Source organism: Nodularia chucula CCY0103 (genome assembly GCF_963923915.1).
Lineage (GTDB): Bacteria > Cyanobacteriota > Cyanobacteriia > Cyanobacteriales > Nostocaceae > Nodularia > Nodularia chucula.
Genome location: NZ_CAWUOL010000180.1, coordinates 1 through 1,774, shown reverse-complemented (window position 1 = coordinate 1,774; position 1,774 = coordinate 1). Strand labels below are relative to the sequence as shown.

The 1,774-nt window shown below is 35.7% G+C and carries 1 protein-coding gene and 1 pseudogene; one reads left to right on the top strand and one right to left on the bottom strand.

The genetic code is table 11. The features are described 5' to 3' along the window. Positions 1-48 precede the first annotated feature (48 nt). Positions 49-318 (top strand): annotated as a pseudogene (locus ACM0OP_RS24025) (transposase); the annotation flags it as partial. A gap of 516 nt (positions 319-834) precedes the next feature. Here the strand turns inward: ACM0OP_RS24025 and ACM0OP_RS24020 are convergent. Further along, the gene (locus tag ACM0OP_RS24020; RefSeq protein ID WP_414530922.1) at positions 835-1,614 is read right to left on the bottom strand and encodes a peptidylprolyl isomerase; all 780 of its coding nucleotides are present in this window, start codon (positions 1,612-1,614) and stop codon (positions 835-837) included. Positions 1,615-1,774 lie beyond the last annotated feature (160 nt).

Below are 1,774 nucleotides of genomic sequence, written 5' to 3'. Positions count from 1 at the left end.
TTGTTTCCGTAATTTCCCTGTCTGACAGCTAAGGGTGCGGAATGTGGGTTAAATACCATTTGGATGGATGGTGGATACAGAGGAGAAGAATTTATGCGTTGGGTGATGGATATGTTTCGGTGGATTGTCACAATTGTCCTCAGACCCTTGGATAAAAAGGGTTTTGTTCATTTACCTAAGCGTTGGGTTGTGGAGCGTACTTTTGGCTGGCTTAATTGGTGTCGGCGTTTAAGCAAGGATTATGAACGATTACCTCAAACTTCCGAGACATTCATCTATGTTGCTATGATTCGTATCATGATTCGACGGCTGGCATAATTTTTAGCCTTCTCTGACTTTTAAAACATCCTCTTAGAGGTTCCACGACGAGAACCACCAATAACATTTACAGATTCAACGGTTTCTAAGATGTTTAAGTCAGAAATAATCATTTAATTTCTCCTGGGAATTTCGCTTTTTGTCTAACCGATTTGTTTCGTTCGGCTATGTTTTTAATATAGTAAATTCTGAGAGAAAGTCAATAGTTTTTTAAATTATTTTTTGAAGAAAGAATATTATAAAAATCATACAAAAATTAGGCAAAAATTTATCTTGCCTAAGAAAATTTACATTAAATTATTTCAACAGGAATCACACTTTTATAGTGCTTAAAAAGATAGATTAAACACTATCGTGCAGGGAATCTATTTTATTCATAAAGCAATACTTATCAATCATTTACTGTGAGATAGCCTTATGCTTGGTCACAAACAGGTTAGATAGAAATATAAGCAATAACTTCTTATACTCTTGCTATTCATGATTTACAAACCAACTATTAACTATGGGCTAAATTTAAGCTTGCTTAAGTAATTCTTTTTGCGGCTGGAGGTCATCTACATCTAACTCAGTCACTATTTTTACACTGCCAATTTGCTGTTTTAACCAATCAGAGAATAATTCTGTGATAATTTTTTCACGTAATTGTTCATCTAATTGAGGTTGGCTAATTTCTTCCACCCAAATTAAATACACTTGTTTTAAAGTCTCTATTGGCTTGATCATTTCTGGTGGAGTTGCGGCAAATACAGGTGCAGCAATTTCTGTCCGAAAATCTTTGCGGTGTTGTCTTCCTTGATATCCATAATTACAGCGCAGTTCTGGATCTTGAATATATAAACGAGCAATTTCAGGGAAACTAACTTCTCCTTCTTCCACTGCATAAAATAACTCTAAAGCTAAGTCTCGATCATCCAAAATGATTTGGTAGGTGATGGCGGTGACGTAATCTATTTGGTGTTGGTAAAAGTGTCGTTCAACTTGGGGCGCAAACAGATGATTGGCTAACTTCTGAGTCAGTATTTGATGATGAATTAATTCCTCAAATTCATTCACAGAAAGATGATGTTTCTCTAGCCAAGTCAATGTATCTTCAGCTTTAATAAGTTTTTTGGCTAATCGTAATTTATCCCCTTCTTCCTGAATTTCTTCCGGTGTGACTGTGATTCCTGCTTCTTGGGCTGCTGCGGTAATAATTTTTTGAGATGCGATCGCCTCTACCAAGCCAGGAACCTGAGACGATAATTTCAGACTACGAATGATGTCTGAAGCAGAAATATTTAAAATTGGAGACATGACAGAATTACTCTGGTAATTTTGCTATTTTGTAATTTCTCGGAATATAGCTGGGGAGTAGGGAGTAGGGTAAAAGCCTTTCGGTGTCTAAGTTTTATGATCAGTTTCAGAAATGTTGAATCTCGTTACAAAACTTTACATATTCAGGTATAGTAGTTTT

Excerpts from the sequence above, each read along its gene's own strand:
- ACM0OP_RS24020 (WP_414530922.1), bottom strand. The coding sequence starts at position 1,614 with ATGTCTCCAATTTTAAATATTTCTGCTTCAGACATCATTCGTAGTCTG.